Here is a 19,839-nt window from a genome sequence, read left to right on the forward strand (position 1 = left end):
GGCCTGGTGGAGATACAGACTGAGAAAGAGAGATAAATAATTTCACAATAACCACTAAAATCATTTACTATTTAGTGCAGTTACATTACAATTTAGCACTCATTTACCTGAAGCCCGTTATCCTGTTTACTTCACCGGGCTGCCAGACAGTTCAACATATGCATATAAACGATAAAACCGTAAGGGTCTGATAGATCCGGAATTTCGGTATCAGTTACAAGAGGATATCCATGAGATTTGATCCAGAAAAAATAAAAAAGGATGCAAAGGAGAATTTTGACCTTGCCTGGAACGAGGGCAAAAAAATGGTCAAAACACCTACACTTAACGAGCGCTACCCGAGAACCACTCTGAGATACGGGAAGGCTCATCCTGTTTATGATACGATCCAGAGACTGAGAGAAGCTTATCTGCGTATGGGTTTTGAAGAGATGATGAACCCACTTATAGTTGATGAAAAAGAGGTTCACAAACAGTTCGGAAGCGAAGCCCTCGCAGTCCTTGACCGTTGCTTCTATCTTGCAGGCCTGCCCCGCCCCAATGTAGGAATTTCTGACGAGCGCATTGCACAGGTAATAGAAATCCTGGGTGACATCGGGGACGAAGGCATAGATAAAATCAGGAAGGTCCTTCACGGTTACAAAAAAGGGAAGGTTGAAGGAGATGACCTGGTTCCCGAAATCTCAGCAGCCCTTGGAGTTTCGGATGCCCTTGTAGCCGATATGATTGACAGGGTTTTTCCTGAATTCAAAGAGCTTGTACCCCAGGCAAGCACAAAAACACTGCGCAGCCACATGACAAGCGGCTGGTTCATTTCCCTCAGCTCCCTCCTTGAACGGGAAGAGCCTCCTTTCAACTTCTTCTCGATTGACCGCTGTTTCAGGAGAGAGCAGCAGGAAGATGCCTCAAGGCTCATGACCTACTACTCAGCTTCCTGTGTTATTATGGACGAGGACGTGACCGTAGACCACGGAAAAGCTGTTGCCCAGGGACTCCTTTCCCAGTTCGGCTTTGAAAAATTCCTCTTCAGGCCCGATGAAAAGCGCAGCAAGTATTATGTGCCTGACACCCAGATAGAGGTCTTTGCCTTCCACCCAAAACTCGTGGGCTCGAACTCCAAGTATTCGGACGGCTGGATTGAGGTTGCAACTTTCGGCATATACTCTCCGACAGCCCTTGCAGAGTATGATATTCCATACCCTGTGATGAACCTAGGGCTCGGGGTCGAAAGGCTTGCCATGATCCTGCATGATGCCCCTGATGTCCGCTCCCTGACCTACCCGCAGATCCCGCAGTACAGCGAATGGGAGTTGCCTGACAGCGAACTTGCAAAGCAGGTCTTTGTAGATAAAACACCTGAGACTCCGGAGGGTCAGGCAATTGCAGATGCCATAGTTTCCCAGTGCGAATTGCACGGAGAACAGCCAAGTCCCTGTGAATTCCCTGCCTGGGAAGGGGAGATTTGCGGAAGAAAGGTTAAGGTTTCCGTAATCGAGCCTGAAGAGAATACAAAGCTTTGCGGTCCTGCAGCCTTTAATGAGGTCGTTGCCTATCAAGGAGATATTCTGGGAATCCCGAATAACAAGAAATGGCAGAAAGCCTTTGAAAACCACTCTGCAAGGGCAGGCATACAATTTATAGAGTCTTTTGCTGCCCAGGCTGCACGGGAAATTGAAGAGGCTGCAATGTCCGGAGCAGATGAGCACATTGTAAGAGTACGGATTGTCAAGGTTCCCTCTGAAGTTAACCTGAAGATAGGTTCTACTGCCCAGCGGTATATCACTGGTAAAAATAAAAAGATCGATATCAGGGGCCCGATCTTCACCTCTGTAAAAGCGGATTTCAAGTGAAATAAAAGTAAAAACAGGGACGAGCAGCAAAAAGAGGAATGGGCTATATGCAAAAAGAAGGAGTACCGTTTTCAGGATACTCAGAGCTCAGACGGTTGATGGAAACTGGAGAGCCGGTGTGTGTGACCTTCGAAACAGAAGAACAGGACACAAAAAAAGAATTCTGGGGAGCGGTACCAGCCAGTGGAGCGGTACCAGTCCAGAAAACAGTGCCATGTCACGAAGTAATGCCCAAAGAAAAAGTAACCGGAAAAGCAAGTGAAGAGCTTCCCGAGAAATCCGGCTTCCTTTTTTGCGAACTTGTGCAGAAAGCCCGTATGGGAGAGAAGTTTCGGATCTCCGGACAGGGCTGCTCTCCCGGAGACTATGTTCTGGGATTCTCTGAAGAGAGTCCTGCTGAATATTATCTTAAATCCGGAAGGTACAGGACTATACAGGCTGCAGAAAAAGCAGCCCTATCCCTTCCAAGATTAAAGAAAAAATTTTGCTCCATAGTGATCGAACCTCTGTCCCTTAACAGGGGTAACTTTGATGTGTTAATTTTTTTCCTTAAATCCGAGAAAGCTATGCGCGTTGTCCAGGCAAATGCCTATTCCGAAGGAAATAGAACAGTAATGGATACAATGGGAGCGGCTTCAATCTGTGGAGACTGCACTGTACTGGCTCTTGAAAAAGGCATAGGCTTATCTTTCGGGTGTAAAGGGTCAAGAAAACATAGCGGCTATGAAGACTTCGAAGTTCCTCTGGGTATTGCTTTTAAGAAAATTGAGGAAATTGAAGAAGGACTTTTGAAGCTTCCCGAAACAACGCAGTAAAAGGCGCTGGATAAAAAACGAAGAAATAAACGAAGTAATAACAGGCGCCTTTCAGCTTTAGTTGCCTACCAGTTTTAGTCGTCTATAACCTTCAGTCATCTGTTAACTTTTTTTCATATTACTTTAGCGAAGAAGTCCACCACACTTTCGAGCCCTATAGCTTTTAACTGACCTGGTGAAACAACTGCAACTGTTGCCAGGAGAAAGATAATAACGAGAGCAAAGATAAAAGTCTTCAGTAAAAAAGAGCCAGCTGAAAAACGCTTTTTTTGTTTGCTGTCGTCAACTTCTTCTACCAGCCCCTGATACTTGACTTTTACACTTGACCAGTCGGCACTATCCCCTTTTGATTTTCCTGATGGATCTTCGTCTTCAGAACCCTGATGTTTTCCGGAATAAACATATTTGGACCAGTCAACAGCCTCGGCTTCTGGAGAGGAAGTGGACTGAAAGGGGCTCAGGGGATCACTGGCAGATTTGAATGAAACATATGATATAGTAGTCGTTCGGAAAGGGGATTTAGAGCCTGACGGCATATCGGGAACTTCTGGTACCGGTGATTCCTGGGTAACCTCTTGGTTTGAATTCTGAGAAGTAGCATAAACCTCCGTTGCCTTCTCTTCTGGGGGCAAAGACCTATCGTATGTCTCTCTTTTTTGAGGGTCTTTAAGAGTTTCGTAAGCCTCTTTGATCTGTATGAACTTTTCATGTGCATCCGGGGACCTGGCTCTGTCCGGATGGTATTTTTTTGCAAAATAATGATATCTGTCTTCGATTTCCTCAGGGCTTGCACTTCTGGGAATGTCGAAAAGCTGATAATAATCCACTGCATTTCACCCTCTGAACCTGCATCTCTGAACTGTATATCTAAACTGTACCTAAACTGTACATCTGACAGGTATCTGAACTGTATATCTGTTATTGAGACATTAATCGATTAAGCAATTAATCGTTAAGACCCTCTGGCCTTTCTATAGTCACGCTTCTCATGATCCCGGTCCCAAGGTCTTTAGCCGTAGCATTTATTATTCCGTTAGCGTCAATATCAAAAGTAACCTCTATACGCGGGATACCTTTTGGAGCAGAGGGGATATTATCGAGAATAATCATTCCCAGGGTAACATTTTTTGATGCAACTCGTTCTTCCCCCTGGAGGATTTTACCTCTTACAACCCTCTGGTTGTCGTAATGTGTGGTGAAGGTTTTACTATTTCTTGTAGGAATTGTTGTATTCCTTGGAATTATTGGCGCCATCAAATCTCCGACGGTTTCAAACCCTAGTGTAAGAGAGGTCACGTCAAGAAGCACAAGGTTGCCCGTGTCAACCTCCTCCCTGGAAGATTTAAGATATTCATTTCCAAGGATTCCTGCCTGAACAGCAGCCCCCATTGCTACTACTTCATCAGGATTAATGTTCTGAAGAGCTTTTTTTCCCATGAACTCTTCTACAGCTTTCACTACAGCAGGTATTCTGGTAGAGCCCCCTACAAAAATAACTTCATCGACCTCGGCAGGAGAAAGCTTTCCATCCTGCAGGATTTTTTCCATAATTGATAAAGTTTTCTTAATGAGGTCCTCTGTCATCCCGTCGAACTGATCTCTTGTTACATCTATATCTAGGGTTTTATTTTCAAAAATATAGGGCAGATTAACATTTGTAGTTGTGAGAGTGGACAGGTCAATCTTGCAGCGTTCTGCAGCCTCCCTAATGCGTTGCATCGCCTGAGACATATCTGAGAGGTCTTTACCTTCAGTTTCCTGGAACTTGGCAAGTAAGTGTTCAACGACTCTCCTGTCGAAATCATCGCCGCCTAGTTCGGTATCTCCGCTTGTAGCCAGTACTTCGAAAATTCCGTTTTTAATCTTAAGAATTGAAACATCAAAAGTACCGCCTCCAATGTCGTAAACCAGAATTTTTCGGTTATCAATTCCATCTTTTAGGCCGTAAGCGAGCGCAGCCGCTGTAGGTTCGTTTATGACTCTAAGTACTTCCAGGCCTGCAAGTTCGCCTGCCTTTTTTGTTGCAAAACGTTGGGAATCATTAAAATAAGCAGGAACAGTAATTACCGCTTTTTCAATGGCATCACCTAAATATTTCTCAGCATCATGTTTTAGTTTTTGAAGGATTTTTGCTGAAATTCCATGAGGAGTATATTTCTCATTATTCAGTGATACTCTGTAATCGGGTTTTCCCATATGCCTCTTTATGGATTGGACAGTGTTTTCAGGGTTGGAAACCATCTGCCTTTTGGCAAGATCGCCTACAAGTAACTCATTCTTCTTTGAAAAACCTACAACTGAAGGCGTAAGCCTTTTTCCTTCCGAATTGGTGATAACCTTGGGTTCACCAAGCTCAATTATCGCCATACAAGAATTGGTGGTTCCCAGGTCGATGCCCAGTACTTTTCCTCTGATATTTGCCATTGGCGCACCCCCAAAATTTTTATAACGTTTCTAAGAGATATTAATTTTTCTATTGCAGTTGTAACATATACATATAAAATTAAAATGTAGAGATATAGTAAAGATAAAATATAATATTCACTTAGATATAAAAAGTTCTTCTTGATATTTTTTAGTATTACAAAGGAGATGAGATTAAAAAAGGTTTTCGCTAGAGAGAAATAATATGGAGTCAAAATTTTAATCCATCTCAAACAGAGGTGAAGAATTAAAAGAAATTACACAGGTTATAAAAATAAAAAGGGTAGACGAGCACCATTCACGGCATCCTGAAATATGTTGACAGTTACAGAAAAGAAAAGGTACTATATGGAATTAGTCTTATATTCAGAATTACAGCTAGAAAATACTAAAAGAAAAAATACGAAGACATATTGAAATGTTTTATAATTGTAGATGAGTAAGATTCATTATAGTTGATGAAATAAATTTCAGAGAAGTTCAGAAGACTAATGGAATAATTTCAGGAAACTTCAGAGAACTAATACAATAAATTTCAGGATACTGTTGAAATAAGGATTATAGGTTCTCTGGAAAAAAATAATTTTGTTTTAAGAGTTATACATTAAATACATCCCTTAGTATTGCTTAAATTGCCTGACAGCTTTAACTTGACAATTTTAATGTTTACCCGATATTATTACAGATATCATCTTGGTATCATCTAATATTTCTATGCCAGATTGTATGTTACTTTTTCCTGTTATAAGCTGAAATTAACTTTTCACGTTGTTTCCATGTAATTTTCCGGGTTATTTGCTCAGGTTGTTCTGAAAATAGGTCGAATGCTGAACTGTTTATAGTCTTTTAAGTGCATATCCAGCCTTTTTAATCTGTCCTTTTCTCTTAAAAAAATCCGGTATAAAACGGGTTCATTCCGGGTTGTTATTTAAGGGAAGCAAACATCAAAGCACATTTATTCTAGATAGACCTGCGGGATGAGTTTATATAGAAGTACAAACATGTAAAATGCGATTTTAATTACAGAGACATTCCAAATTCACACTAATGGAGGATTTAAATTATGGCAGGACAGCCAATATTCATTTTGAAAGAAGGAAGTAAGAGAACCAGAGGCAGAGATGCCCAGAGTAACAACATCATGGCTGCAAAGGCAGTAGCCGAAGCAGTCAGAACCACCCTTGGTCCCAAAGGTATGGACAAGATGCTCGTGGACTCAATGGGGGATGTGGTTATCACAAACGACGGGGCAACCATTCTCAAAGAGATGGACATCGAGCACCCTGCAGCAAAGATGGTTGTAGAAGTCGCCAAGACCCAGGACGATGAAGTAGGCGACGGAACCACCAGTGCAGCCGTGGTCGCAGGCGAGCTCTTAAAGAAAGCTGAGGATTTAATAGAACAGGAGATTCACCCGACAATCATTGCATCCGGGTACAGGCTGGCAGCCGAGAAAGCTGTTGAAGTCCTTAACTCCCTGGCAATGTATGTGGATATGTCTAACCGTGACCTTCTGGTCAGCATCGCCGAAACCGCCATGACCGGAAAAGGTGCAGAGGCCTCCAAGAGACTCCTCTCCGAAATTGCCGTGGACGCTGTCACAAGCGTTGTCGACACAAACGGTAAAAAGACAGTTGACAGGGAAAACATCAGCGTTATCAAGAAAGTAGGCGGCAGAGTTGAAGATTCAGAGCTTATTCAGGGCATGATTATTGACAAGGAAAGAATTCACTCCAATATGCCTGAGAAAGTCAAAGACGCAAAGCTCCTCCTCCTTAACAGTGCAATCGAACTCAAAGATACTGAAGTAGACGCTGAAATCTCAATCACCTCTCCTGACCAGCTCCAGTCCTTCCTAGACCAGGAAGAACAGATGCTCAAGAAGATTGTTCAGAAGGTAATCGGCAGCGGTGCAAACGTCGTCTTCTGCCAGAAGGGCATTGAAGACCTTGCCCAGCACTACCTCGCAAAGGCAGGCATCTTTGCCATCCGCAGAGTCAAGAAGAGCGACATGGAAAAACTCGCGAGAGCAACAGGCGGCAAACTTATCACCAACCTGGACGAAGTCACCTCCGAAGACCTCGGATATGCAGGGCTCGTGGAAGAGAAGAAGGTTGGCGGCGACAACATGACCTTTGTCACAGGCTGCAACAACCCGAAAGCTGTTACCATCCTCCTGCGCGGCGGCACAGAACATGTGGTTGACAGCATCGACAGTGCCCTTGAAGATGCTCTCCGTGTTGTAGGCGTTGCAATCGAAGACGAAAAACTCGTTGCAGGCGGCGGCTCCCCTGAAGTTGAGGTTGCTCTCAGACTCCAGGAATACGCAGCAACACTCGAAGGCAGGGAACAGCTTGCAGTTAAGGCCTATGCCGAAGCTCTCGAAGTTATCCCCAGAACCCTTGCAGAAAATGCAGGACTTGACCCTATCGACATGCTCATGGAGCTGCGCTCCCAGCACGAGAAAGGCATGAAGACCGCAGGACTCAATGTTTACGAGGGTAAGGTCGTTGACATGTGGAAGGAGTTTGTAGTTGAGCCTCTCAGAGTCAAGACCCAGGTAATCAATGCAGCCACAGAATCTGCAGTCATGATCCTCAGGATCGATGACATCATCGCTTCTACCCGTGCAGCCCCTGGCCCTGAAGAAATGGGCGGAATGCCACCAGGAATGGGCGGAATGCCCGGAATGGGCGGAATGCCACCAGGAATGATGTAAGTTCCTGAAAAATAGATAGACCAAACATTGATTGAATCCAGAGAAAGGGGCAGTTTTTTACTGCTCCTTTTTTAAAGTTCAGTCAGAAAATACTTAAGCCTGAAAGCCTGTTTTCCGGCCTCTCACCGGAAAAGCCATGTGAATCTCCGTTCTCTTTTTTCTTTCAGGCTTTTTCAGGTTTTTTTGAGCAATCAGGCTATTTTTGCAACAAAATCTTATAAACGAATTTATAAACGAATTTATAAATGAGTTTATAAAAGAATTTATAAAAGAATGTATTCGAATTAAATCAGTATTCAGCCTTTTTTAAGGCAGTTAAGGATATCAGCAGCTTCATACTTTGTTTTTATTATTCGTGTCCTGCCTCGCTTGCCTTTGCCTGTAAAGTCCGCATCTACATAGTTTAAAGCCTGAAGCCTGTTGACCATGCCATAGAAACGGGTGTATCCGAGCTGTGTCAGCTCGTGGAAGGATTTGTAGAGTTCTCCAGCCTTAACATCATCTGTCTTTGCTATCAGTTCGAGCAGCTGTTTTTCAGAGTCTGAGAGGAGACTTATGCCCCTGCACAGATGGAGAAGCTTGGAAGCCTCGTAGGCTTTTTCCACATCTTCTGATAGGACCATACGGCTTCCCCTGCGCTCGGCATTGAAACCTGAACGTCTGAGCAGGTCGATCCCAACCCTCAAATCTCCTGTTTTTTCCACATACGATCCAATAAGTTCCAGCACTTCGTCAGAAATTACTTTCGGGTAAAAGCCGTATCTAACCCTATCCTTAAGAATGTCCAGAATCTCTGCCTCCCCATATCTCGGAAAGGATATTTCTTCAGGCAGGAAAACAGAGTTAACCCTTGAGTCCAGGCAATAAAGGTCAGATGCATCATTTACAATCCCGATGACACCTATCTTTGCTCCAGGGTATTGCTCGTGAGCTCTGAGCAGGGAATACATTACTTCATTGGCGTGTCCTTCACAACAGAGATAATTAAGGTCATCCAGCGCCACAATCAGAACTTTTTCCGAAGAAATAAGGAAATTTACAACCGTTTCAAAGAGTTTCCGAAAAGCAACCCCGGAATTAGGAGGGGAAATCCCAAACAACTGCCTGTAAATCCTGGAAATTACGGCAAAACGCGTGGAATCGATCTGGCAGTTGACCTTTACAACTACAACACCTGGGGCATGGATCTCAACTTCTCTGAAAACCTTCATAACCGCACTGGTTTTTCCTGTTCCTGGAGGCCCAACCAGCAAACAATTTAAAGGCCGCACACCACGCAGGGCTGGCCTGAGCGCAAACCTGAGCGCATTTAACTGTGAATCCCTGTGGGGAAAATATTCCGGGAGATAATCCGGCTCAAGTACCGAAAGGTCCTTAAATAGGGTTTCATCCCAGAGTAGTATATCGTTGCCTGTCAAGGAAACTTACTCCTTTTTTATTGATGTATCCTTTATAATGTATCACTTTTTGCTGCTGGATTTTCGTTACCCGATATCTTACAATTGCTGGATACTATTGATTGAGTGCTGATCTGTAAAAGTATTTGAAGGGCTGGATCTCAATAGTGCATACTGCAATTAAATATTTATGAGCTTTAAAGTTTGAACACAGGTTTTAAAAGGTCAAACTCCCGGTTTGATATAAATAAGTTAAATTTTGCTAAATATATCTATTGCTCTGTTTAAATTTTTAATAAATATGTTTTATTACGTTTTAGCTTTTTTGAATTATTACTGGCTTAATAAGCTCATCCTGAACCATTACTTTGCGGTTCGGGTTATCATCCGGGAAAACTAATAATCCGGTAATATAGAACCAATCCCCGGGTAAAGAAAAAACTTATGATTTAACCCTGTTATTGTGTTTAAGACGCTTTATATTAAAGCCGCTTTAGATTAAGTTGCTTTAGATTAAGTTGCTTTAGATTAAGTTGCTTTAGATTAAGTTGCTTTAGATTAAAGAGCAGTATAAGATTAATGAACGAATAATTAGAGGACAACTAAAAAATATAATAGATTCCTGAGTACATATTTGAAGGTTGGCCACATATTTGAAATAAGGTTACATACTTGAAATAAGGCTACATGTTTGAAATAAGGCTATATTTGAAATAAGTAAGATATAATCGGAATTCATAGCGGGGCGGGGAGGAAAAAAGTGGAAATTGAATCGAAATTTCTGGTACCGGAAGAGACAGATTTTAAAGCGCTTGAAAATCTCTCCAGGCTTGCCTCTTACACAATTTCTGAAGCTCAGATCCAGCTAATCGAGGACGCTTTTCTTGATACTGAAAATAAAGACATTATGGCTGCAGGGTACTACCTGAGGGTTAGAAAAGCCTCAGGAGAAAAAGGTAAATGGGTTACCATCAAAAGCCTTGGAGGTTTTGAAGGCGGAACCCACAGGAGAGAGGAACACGTCAGTTTTTTGCCCGAAGGGCTTTCCGTACTTGAGTGCCCTGACCTCCGGATCAGAAATATGATTTTCGAATTTACTTCAGGGCTTAACCTGTCTCCATTTATTACTCTTAAACAGAAAAGAATAATTCGCCAGTTAAAGCTTGAAGAAAAGCAAATAGCTGACCTCTATCTGGACAGGGTAAACCTCAAAAGCGAAAGCAGGAAAAAAACTTACAATGAATTTGAAGTTGAACTTAAAAGCGGGGGGACTATTGATGAACTTGAGGATATCCGGGATTTCCTGCTCAGTCATTACAAACTTGTAGAGAGCCCTTTTTCCAAGTTTGAAAGAGCCTGTATTTTCAGGGAGAATCTTCCGGAAAAAACTCTCCTGGACCTGAGGGAAAGAGCTGTCTGTACTCAGCTGGCAAACCACAAGAACATCTACGGCAAATATGCCAAGATTCTTCTTTTAATTGATAGAGGCAGTAGTCCTGCAGAACTCAGCCTTTTACTTAAAGTTCCGGAACCGGAGATTGAAGCTTTGCTCTCGCGGTTTGAAAAAGAAAGGCTTTCAGTCTTTCCTTTCACAAGAACTAAAGAAAAGCTTCCTGGGAAAATGGTATTTTATTTCCAGTCCGGAAGAGGAGGCCCGGAAAGGGGCTGGACAGAAATCGGTTACGAGGAATGGACTCCTGAAGCCCTTTTGAAGTTCTATGGAGCTGACGGAGAAAGGGCAGAAAATATAAAAAAAGGAGCTTTCGCCCTTTTTGATGGGCTTTCAGCCTATCACGGGCTCGGAAAGGAGGAAAGAGAACTGCTTGGGCTTGCAGCTCTCCTGCAGAACATTGGAAGTACTGCATCAGGGGAAGAAAAAACACTGATCAGCAGGGAGATTATTCTCACACATCCATTGAAAGGTCTGAAACTTAATGAATTGAAGATGCTGGCTCTGATCACGGAACTTCAGGACTTCTCAATAAATGAGAAAAATCTCTATCTCGCGCTTGAAGAAATAAATACGGGTCTTTCTCCTGCTTTCCAGAACAAAGCCCTTACTCTTGGGGCTTTTCTCCGGACTGCCAGTACTTTAGAAACCGAAAATCAAAGGTTTTTGCCTTTCAGATTCAGACAGCTTGCTGGATCAGTTGAGATAGAACTTCTGGGACCTGATGCAGAAAAAACTGCAAAAAAGGCGGAAAAAAGAAGCGAACTCTGGGAATATCTCTTCAGCACCGAACTACGATTTACACAGGCCAGGGAATCTCACGAATCCGAAGGCTCAGAAAGAGCTTCAGAAAAAACACAACAACAAGAAGAAGCTGAAGAAAAGGGAGAGGGAAAAAACCGGGAAAAAATTGAGGACAAAGTTGAAAAAAAAATTGAGAGGAAAAAAAGAAAAGAAACTCAGAAATTCACCGTCATCCCGGAAGATTCGATGGCTTTTGTTGCGCACAGGATCTTTGCATACCAGTTCTCCCAGATGCTCGCCCATGAAAAAGGAGCCCGAAAAGGAGGGGACATCGAAGAATTGCATGACATGCGCGTTGCAGTCCGCAGGTTGAGGGCGGCAGCAATAGTTTTTGATGAATACCTTGAATCCGAAAAACTGGAACCTCACCTTAAAGGACTCAGGAGAACCCTTGGTGCTCTGGGAGGAGTCCGGGACCTGGACGTTTTCCGCGAAAAAGCGGAAACTTACCTGAAAACCCTGCCTTCGGGGCATGAACATGACCTTGACCCCCTTTTTATTACACTTTCAGAGGAGAGAGAAAAAGCCAGGGAAAACATGCTTGATTACCTTGACAGTGAAAAATACAGCCGTTTTAAGAAAGACTTTTCGGAATTTCTTGATTTTCCGGAAACCTGGGCTCTCCCCACAACTACAGAGAAACATGACTCTCTGCCTTACAGGGTAAAGGATGTGCTTCCTTCGATTCTATATGCCCGTTTAGCCGACATAAATGCTTACTCAGAATGGGTGGAAGGGCCATATGTTTCGGTTGAGAGGTTACACAGGCTCAGAATTGCAGCCAAAGGGCTGCGTTATACTCTGGAGTTCTTTGAGAGCGTACTCGGGAAAGATGCTGAGACCTTAATCAAAGATTTCAAAGTTTTGCAGGACCACCTTGGAGATCTCCATGATGCAGCAGTTGCAACCGGAATGCTGGGTTCTTACCTGAGGACAGGGACCTGGGAACCTTCGGAAAATGAAAAGGTATCGAGTGAAACGCAAATTTCCGAAAGACCTGGAGGAGTGGAAGCCTACCTTGAGTACAGGGAAGAAGAACTCTTAACCCTGCTCAACACTTTTTCGGACGCCTGGGAAAAAGTCCGAACCGAAGAGTTTAGAAAGAGAATTGAAAGTTCAGTCCGAAGCCTATATGAGAGCCTCTGACAGACTTTCAATTTGCTTTAAAAATCAATTTAAATTTGAAGAAGCTCCGATTTTTGAAGGAGATAAAACTCTTGAAGAAAACATTATCTTTAAAGAAGAATTTGATTTTTAAAGAAGGATTTAATTCTTAAAGGACTTCAGTCCCGTGGGATTTCCTCAACCTCGACACTTCCTTCAAAAACTAAGGGGGCACCCGCAGCCTGTTCTATAAGAACTTTGGATTGGAGAGAATACCCAAACATCTTTTTGAAGTACCTCTTCTGTTTTTCAACCTCCCAGATTTCGAGCTGGCATTCCCGCTGGGCATGCATCTCAAGCACAAGGCTCTCAGTAGAGGCAATATAAAAGCGGACGTGAGAGATAACTCCTGTATGGGAACGGTCAAGCCCTTCGGCAATACGGAGCAGGGCACTGAGCAGCCTCACACTTTTCACAGCTTCTTTGCTGATCCCTGCAAGGTTGGGATGCTTCTTTTTAGGGGTGTTTTTCCTGTGGAAATACGCAAGGTTTGAAATGATTTCGATCTCTTCAGGCTGGAAGCCAGGAAGACTGCTCTCTCTTATGAGGTGATAGGCGTGTGCCTGATGGGTATCGTATGAGAGAAATGTCCCTATGTCATGCAGGGTTGCGCCGTATTCGAGAAGCTCTCTTTCACTCTCCTGAAACTCATAGATCCCAAGAGCCTGAATGCTGTCAAAGAGTTCAAGGGCGAGTCTGGTAACTATATGGGCATGCTCCTCATCAAAGTTGCAGGCAAGGCCAAGCTGCATAATGCTGCGTTTTCTTACCGACATTTGCGTGACCATGTAAGAGAACTCACTCTTTGAAATATAATCTACGAGCAGCCCTTCCCTGAGCCCGCGCTTGCTGACCGTAATCTCTGAAAGTTCGAGCTCCTCCATGAGAGTCTCGATAATTGCAGCGCCTGCAAGAATGATGTCTGCCCTTTGAGAGTTTATCCCCGGGAATTTGCGCCTTTCTTCGAGAGATAGAGCGCACATTGCCCTGACAATTTTTTTCAGGTCTTCGTATTCCAGCTTCTCGAAGCTTTCATGGGTTGTCTTATGTAAATAAACAAAAGCGATTTTTGCAAGATTTTCGATAGTACCCGAGCTTCCAACCGCATATCCTACCCTGTACCTGGAAAGCTCTTTTATTATATCCGCACTTTTGCGCTTGATATGTGACTTGATCTGCTCATAACGCTCCTCGGAAACAGGGCCTGTTTCATCAGGAAGGAATATATTTGTCAGGCGAATTGCCCCGAGATTAAGGGAGTGAAGGAAATAACACTGGCTCTGGTCCCCCACGGACACTTCAGTACTTCCGCCGCCGATATCAATAAAAAGAGCTTTTGAATAACCAAGGCGGAGTCCGCTTGAGACTCCCAGGTAAATCAGACGGGCTTCTTCGGACCCTGAAATCGTGCAGACCTCAAGGTTTGATTCCTTTTTAATCATTTCAAGAAACTGTACCTTATTGCTCGCGTCCCGGGTTGCAGAGGTTGCCACAGCTATAATCTCTTCTGCCCTGTAAGCCCTTGCAAGCTCCATGAATTTTTTACAGACAACTGTTGCCCGTTCCATTGCTTTTGGCTGCAGGATCCTGTCTATAAACTCCTGTTCTCCAAGCCGCACCGTTTCCTTCTGCTTGGTCAGGGGCTGGTAAGACCCGTTGGGATTGATCCGGACCAGAAGGAGCCGGACCGAGTTAGTCCCTATATCAATAAACGCGACAACCCTGCCTTCGGAAATTTTCTCGGGTTCCATTCACAACCACCTGAAAGCCCTGCCTTTCGTTTTTCTAGAAGAATTCGAGAGCTTTATAAGCTTCACCATATCAGTTCACATTTTTATTCTATTTGAGATTTGTTTTTCGGTTTCTCATTTTTCTGATTTCTATCTTTCTATATATGTAAAATTGTAAGTTCAAAAACCCTGCCCATGTGAAACTCTGGAGAGCAGTATAAAAGCTTTAAGTAAAACTTCAGGTAGAAAAAGATAACATAACAAACCAAAGAAAGGAAAAATAAAAAGGAGGAAGAAAAGAGAAAAAAGAGAGGACAGGAAGAATAAAGAGAAAAAAGAGAGGACAGGAAGAATAAAGAGAAAAAAGAGAGGACAGGAAGAATAAAGAGAAAAAAGAAGAGAGAAATCAAAAAGTAAGGAAGAAGAAAAAAGAAAATGAAAGTCCTCTTTAGCTTTTTTCCGTTTTAAGCTCCCAGGCTTCTCTGTTCTCAAGCATCCAGAGCTGAGAATCCAGTTCTTCTTCTTCGGGCTGCGGGTAAATCCTTTCAGTCCTGCCGTTAGGGAGGAGAAGGCGGGCTTTTATGTTATCTTTCAGATGGGTACCGAGGATGATGTCGCGAACGACAGGAATGTATTCCGAGGATACCGGAAAGAGGACTTCAACCCGGTTGTCAAGGTTGCGGGGCATAAGGTCAGCACTGCCCATAAAGATCTCTTCTTTTCCACCGTTCCTGAAGTAGTATACCCTCGAGTGCTCGAGAAAACGCCCGACTATGGAAATGACTCTGATATTTTCGCTCAACCCGTAAATGCCAGGCCTGAGGCAGCAGATGCCCCTGACAATGAGGTCTACCTTTACTCCAACCCGTGAAGCCCTGTAAAGTTCCCTGATGCACTGGTAATCCACAAGGGAATTCATCTTGAAGAGCAGGTGACCATCCCCAAATTTCTCGTGCATATCAATCTCGCGCCTGATGCGTTCAAGGATCTGATGCCTCATATTTTGTGGAGCTACCAGGAGCTTGATATAATGGTCCTTTCTTGAATACCCTGTAAGGGCATTGAAAAGGTCAGATATATCTTTGCCTATGAATGAGTCGCTTGTGAGGTAGCCGAAGTCGGTATAGAGCCTTCCTGTGACAGCATTATAGTTTCCGGTGCTCATATGAACGTAGTACCTGATGCCTCCTTCTTTTTCGGCTCTTACAATCAGGCACATCTTGGCATGGGTTTTGCGTCCTGGAAAGCCGTAGGCTACATGAACACCTTTACGTTCGAGTTCCTTTGCCCAGCCAATGTTATTCTCTTCGTCAAAACGGGCTTTGAGTTCAACGAGGACTACAACCTGCTTGTTCCGGTCCGCAGCTTTCATAAGAGCCTGGATAATCCTGGAATTATCATCTACCCTGTATAATGTCATTTTGATCGCCAGGACATCAGGATCATCAGCGGCTTCTTCCACCAGATCGGTTACCGATTCAAAACTGTCATAAGGATGGTAGAGAAGGATATCTTTCTTTTTTAAGGCTGCAAAAATGTTTTCTTTATCAGCCATCCTAGAATGTTTACTCGGCTTAAAAGGTTCGTATTTAAGCTCAGGGCGGTTAATTTGAGCAAGCTTAGTAAGGCTTGAGAGGCCCAGAGGCGATGCTGACCTGAACATAAGAGGAGGGGTTAACTCCAGGTTCTTAAGGAGGATATTAGAGACTCTCTCGGGCATCGTATAATCGGTTTCAAGCCTGACAGCAGGTCCGAAATAGTTTCTGCCTACCCTCTGCTTAACAGCAGTCAGAAGATCTTTATCCCCATCTTCATCAAAGCCAAGATCCGCATCCCGCGTGATCCTGAATGGATAGGCTCCAAGGATGCGCTGTCCGGGGAACAGCAAATCGAGGTTTGCAGCAATCAACTGTTCGAGCCATACAAAGCGCCCTGATTTTAGTTCTTCAAAACTGGAAATTATTTTTTCCTGGCCTTCTTCGGGAACTACTATCAACCTTGTGAACATAGGAGGGATCTTGACCCTGGCAAAACGTTCTCCGTAGTCCGGGTCGTCGATAAGCACGGCAAGGTTAAGACTGAGATTTGAAATATGGGGGAAAGGATGTCCGGAGTCGAAACCAAGGGGAGTCAGTAGCGGAAAAATATTTCTTTCGAAATAGTCCCTGAGTTTTTCCCGATCTTCTCCGGAAAGCTCAAAGTAATTAAGGACTTGAATTCCTTTTTCTCTTAGGGCAGGTTCGAGCGCTTCATTCCAGCAGCTATCATTGAGAGGAAGCTGCCTTAGAAGTTCTTCCCGGATGACCTGCAGCTGTTCCTGAGCCAGTACGTCTGTACGGTCTTCTTTCGTCCCTTCTGTAATACGTTTCTGGACTCCGGAAACCCTGACCATGAAGAACTCGTCAAGGTTGCTCCCAAAGATTGAAAGAAACTTGACTCTCTCAAGCAAAGGATTGCGTTCATCCAGAGCTTCTTCAAGTACTCTGTCGTTGAACTGTAGCCAGCTGTATTCCCGGTCCGCATAAAGACACGGGTCGCTCAGGTCAGGCATGCCTGATATTTCAACCCGGAGCCCATCAACACTATCCGTAACCAATCTATCAAAATCTGCACACTGAATTGGGAAGTTCCGCTCCATTCCTATCACGCGTGGCCTGGGTTTTGTGTTTGTTCAGATCCATCCTCAAAAATATAAGAAGATCGAAATATAAGATTTTTGCCTGTTTTATTATTTGACATTATTACCAGATGTTTGTTCAGTATAATTATAAGGGTTGAAAAGAAGACAGCTTCGAATCCACTCAACAGCCAAAATAGCCAGTTTTCGGGAAAATTTTCCCTGAACTGCGTATCAACCCTTTCAATAACCCATTTAGCCGGCTGGAGTTTTCAGTTTCCTATCCAAGGTAGGGCACATCTTCTTATAAAGTGATCGGAGATGCATTGACACTAAGACGTATATAGACTTTTGGATTAACAGAAATGTAAGAACTGTCCGAAACCTTAGCCAACTCACTACTATTTATTGATATATAGTACTAAAGATTTATAATATTATCTCTTAGAAAACAGAAAAAAATAAACAAAAAAAGAATATGGGGTATTTACAAAAACGGAAATAACAGATATTATCAGGAAAAGCCGTAAAAATAGTCAGAAAATGCTTCATTTGCTCGAGATCAAGTTATTTTGAAAGAAATTTAGAAATTATCCTGATAGTGGAACATGAAATATAAATCTATATAAATTATAGATTTTAGCTTTAAAAAAGTCCGTTAAGATTTAAAAGTCCTTTAAGATTCAAAAGTCCGTTAAGATTCAAATTGCTTTTTAACTTTTAAATTTGTCTTTTAAATGGGCATAAAACTCCTGCTCTTTTCCCGTGGTCTTCCTCAGCAATCTTTCCACAATTAACTCGGGAGTGCTTCTTGCCACGCGATTGTATACAGGGTTTCGGTTTACTATCAGTTCCAGGCTGGAATCCAGACCCTCGGCCTCTATTCCGTCCACCCTGATATCTGTCCCGGTATTTTCAAGAATCAGTTCCGAAAGGTGGGAGACAAAAACCCCAAGGCTCTCTTCGCTCCGGGCGAGGTATTCAAGAATCCCTGCTATGATTCGGGCTGAAGCTCCTGGTTCGGTAATTGATTCCAGCTCATCGGCAAGCACAAGTTTTCCGGAAGCTTCGGAAAGCACCGAAAATTGCTTGAGGGTGGTTTCAAAGGCTCCTGCATCAAGAGTCCCTTTTGACTTCCCGAAGTAATAAAGCTCTTCTACAGACCCCAGCTCAAGTCTTTTTGCAGGGACAGGAAATCCCATATGCCCGAGGATTACGCACTGAGCTAACAGTTCAAGCAGGGAGGTTTTGCCTCCAGAATTCACACCGCTCAGAAGCACAACCCGGCTTTCCAGACCTTCCGGTGAAAAGCTTGTTCTCCCGATGGAATAACTGACAGGGTCAATCTCTCCGTACCTGGCTTTCAGGAAAAGGTTTTCTCCCTTTTCAAAACCAATTCCGGCTTCAGGGACTGTCTCCGGCATGCTTAGCCGGAATTGCGCGGCAAAGCAGGCTATGGAAAATCCAAGGTCAAAGTCAAGGACCTCCCTGACAAGCCTTTCTACAGGCTGACGGAAGATTGAAAGACCTTTTGCAAGTTCCCTTTTGCGGGAAAGCCTTACTTTTCCGAGGGACATATTCAATTTTTGCCTGAGAAGCTGCAGCTGAGACTGTTCTGCCTTGAGGGGATAAGAGATTTCGTCGGAAAAAAGGGAGTCAAGCATCAGTTTTTCCTGTTTCTGGAAATTGAGCTTTTCTGCAAGTTCCTCTTTTACAGCTTCAATCTCACCCGTATAGACCCTGTGAAGTTCTTTTGCAAGCAGATCTTTAATTTCCATTCCCCCACTCACAAGCTTTATGAGTTCCTGCCCGCTCAGGGTAAGGGAGCTTGCTTCGAGAGTCCGGTTCATACGCTGGTTTGCCTCGTTTAAGGCAAAGGTCAGTACGGGATCGAGGTTTTTCAGGGCAGCCCCAAGCCTGTCAAGTTCGGGATCAAAACCTTCAGCAGGCTTTCCATCATCTCCCACTTTTAGGAGGGCTGTTTTAAGAGCCTCAAGATCTTCTTCTGAGAGTTCCTCAAAGAAATCGAAGCCTGCAGACCGCAGAGTTGATGTTATATTCAGACATGCAAGAATGCAGTCCAGGTTTCTTGCAAAAAAAGCCAGCTCTACTTCTGGCAGGATCTGCCAGAATTCCGCTCTTGAAGGGTCCTGGAAGAACTCGGGCTCAAGGTCTTCAGGAAGGTCAAAGCTAAGATAAGTATCATCAAAAACAATCACGTTAGAGTAACCTCTCGCGAGATCTACGAACTCGGAAAAATTCTCTACTGCCTGGATAGGTAAAAATGCCTGAAATCTTTCCTTAGCTGCGTCCAGAATTTTCTGTTCCCCTGAAAGGATAATCCTGTCTCTTACCCTCAAGTTTCCAGGTATCGACCTGAGCTTTTTCACACTGGAAAGGAGATTCAGAAACACCGTATCCGCAGAGAGGACGTCCGCCAGCTCCAGATACTCTCCTACAAAAGCCCTCCTCTCCTGAATAAGGTCCATGCGGGATGCAGGAAACGGGTAAAAGAGGTCCAGCTTGTCCCTCGCATGCGAAGTGTGAGCAAACGTTTTTATCAGCTCAAGCAGGCGAGAGTACAGGTCAAGGGCTTCTTTTGTTTTCAGAAAATCTGAAATTGCACACCCTTCAGCCCGAGCCCTGACATCCCTGGCAAGAGAAAGGGCAAACGCATGACTGACCCCGTTGACCTCAGAAAGCGAAGCTATATCTCCTTCAAGGATTGCCTGGAGAGCTGTGTCCTCGCTCCCGAAGTGCTCGACAAGCCTGCCGGCTACTCGCTCACCTATTCCATGAAGTTCCCGTAATCCTGAGAGTTGCTGAGAAGATGCCATATTCAAAACACTTTTAATCAGATTAGTTGAGT

At 43.8% G+C, this 19,839-nt stretch carries 11 protein-coding genes; 5 read left to right on the forward strand and 6 right to left on the reverse strand.

Translation table 11 applies throughout. The features are described from left to right. Window positions 1-230: 230 nt before the first annotated feature. Together sepS and ACZ5A8_RS21465 are read left to right on the forward strand one after the other, a co-directional pair. On the forward strand, window positions 231-1,850 hold the full coding sequence (gene sepS, locus ACZ5A8_RS21460; RefSeq protein WP_464531441.1) for an O-phosphoserine--tRNA ligase: 1,620 nt from the start codon (window positions 231-233) through the stop codon (window positions 1,848-1,850). Window positions 1,851-1,888: 38 nt separating this feature from the next. Then, a complete protein-coding gene (locus ACZ5A8_RS21465) occupies window positions 1,889-2,665 on the forward strand; it encodes a DUF169 domain-containing protein (protein ID WP_464531442.1) in 777 nt (258 codons plus the stop codon). Window positions 2,666-2,778: 113 nt separating this feature from the next. Here ACZ5A8_RS21465 and ACZ5A8_RS21470 read toward each other — a convergent pair whose 3' ends face one another. Continuing rightward, complete coding sequence (locus ACZ5A8_RS21470) at window positions 2,779-3,492, reverse strand: J domain-containing protein (RefSeq protein ID WP_464531444.1); 714 nt, start codon at window positions 3,490-3,492, stop codon at window positions 2,779-2,781. A gap of 118 nt (window positions 3,493-3,610) precedes the next feature. Further along, window positions 3,611-5,089, reverse strand: coding sequence for a molecular chaperone DnaK (dnaK, locus tag ACZ5A8_RS21475; protein WP_464531445.1), 1,479 nt, complete (start codon window positions 5,087-5,089; stop codon window positions 3,611-3,613). Window positions 5,090-6,152: 1,063 nt separating this feature from the next. On the opposite strand from dnaK, the gene thsB reads away from it, so the two are divergent. Next, window positions 6,153-7,808 (forward strand): thermosome subunit beta, encoded by a 1,656-nt coding sequence (gene thsB, locus ACZ5A8_RS21480; protein WP_464531446.1) that lies wholly within the window; start codon window positions 6,153-6,155, stop codon window positions 7,806-7,808. A gap of 296 nt (window positions 7,809-8,104) precedes the next feature. Here thsB and ACZ5A8_RS21485 read toward each other — a convergent pair whose 3' ends face one another. After that, the gene (locus ACZ5A8_RS21485; protein WP_464531448.1) at window positions 8,105-9,226 is read right to left on the reverse strand and encodes an ORC1-type DNA replication protein; all 1,122 of its coding nucleotides are present in this window, start codon (window positions 9,224-9,226) and stop codon (window positions 8,105-8,107) included. Window positions 9,227-9,965: 739 nt separating this feature from the next. Here ACZ5A8_RS21485 and ACZ5A8_RS21490 point away from each other — a divergent pair. Continuing rightward, window positions 9,966-12,605 carry a CYTH and CHAD domain-containing protein gene (locus ACZ5A8_RS21490; RefSeq protein WP_464531449.1) on the forward strand — a complete coding sequence of 880 codons (2,640 nt, stop codon included), beginning with the start codon at window positions 9,966-9,968 and terminating at the stop codon, window positions 12,603-12,605. Beyond that, entirely contained in the window at window positions 12,592-12,717 is a 126-nt protein-coding gene (locus ACZ5A8_RS21495; RefSeq protein WP_464531450.1) for a hypothetical protein, read from the forward strand. Before ACZ5A8_RS21490 ends, ACZ5A8_RS21495 begins: the two co-directional genes overlap by 14 nt. A 25-nt stretch (window positions 12,718-12,742) precedes the next feature. Here the strand turns inward: ACZ5A8_RS21495 and ACZ5A8_RS21500 are convergent, their stop codons facing one another. The 3 genes from ACZ5A8_RS21500 to ACZ5A8_RS21510 form a co-directional block, all read right to left on the reverse strand. After that, a complete protein-coding gene (locus tag ACZ5A8_RS21500; protein WP_464531452.1) occupies window positions 12,743-14,374 on the reverse strand; it encodes a Ppx/GppA phosphatase family protein in 1,632 nt (543 codons plus the stop codon). Window positions 14,375-14,801: 427 nt separating this feature from the next. After that, complete coding sequence (gene ppk1 / locus ACZ5A8_RS21505; RefSeq protein WP_464534254.1) at window positions 14,802-16,991, reverse strand: polyphosphate kinase 1; 2,190 nt, start codon at window positions 16,989-16,991, stop codon at window positions 14,802-14,804. 692 nt (window positions 16,992-17,683) lie between these two features. Continuing rightward, window positions 17,684-19,807, reverse strand: coding sequence for a MutS-related protein (locus ACZ5A8_RS21510; RefSeq protein ID WP_464531453.1), 2,124 nt, complete (start codon window positions 19,805-19,807; stop codon window positions 17,684-17,686). Window positions 19,808-19,839: the final 32 nt, after the last annotated feature.

This window comes from Methanosarcina subterranea, assembly GCF_055385895.1.